Origin of the sequence: Kitasatospora sp. NPDC056446 (genome assembly GCF_042796115.1) — a bacterium.
Classification (GTDB): Bacteria; Actinomycetota; Actinomycetes; order Streptomycetales; family Streptomycetaceae; genus Kitasatospora.
This window is the reverse complement of the sequence record NZ_JBHTRF010000233.1, coordinates 1-282: the sequence shown is the minus strand read 5'-3', so window position 1 is coordinate 282 and position 282 is coordinate 1. Positions and strand designations below refer to the sequence as shown.

The 282-nt window shown below is 59.2% G+C and carries 1 protein-coding gene; it reads right to left on the bottom strand.

Annotation, left to right across the window (positions count from 1 at the left end; translation table 11 throughout):
- The coding region (locus ACFQ6N_RS40925; protein ID WP_380659210.1) for an MrcB family domain-containing protein at positions 1–203 on the bottom strand (203 nt) is incomplete at its 3' end.
- Positions 204–282: the final 79 nt, after the last annotated feature.

Genomic DNA, 282 nt, shown 5'->3' with positions numbered 1-282 from the left:
ACGTTCCAGCCCTCAGTGGCTTTAGGGGATCGAGATCGCGAGGCAAACCGCACCCACGGCACAAGTGCCCTTCGACCGGCGCCATCTCGCCCTTCAATCAAGAAGTCGCCTTGTGCGATATCCGCCGTGGTGCGAAGCCGCTCAGCTTCCTCTCGGAGGATCGTGGGAAGCTGGTGCCTGATGATTCGGCCTCGTTCGTTCATGGCGGTTGTGGCCAGTGAACTGTAGTGGGATTGCAACTCCAGCACCCTTTGCAATTCTTCCCTGATCCCCATCCCAGAC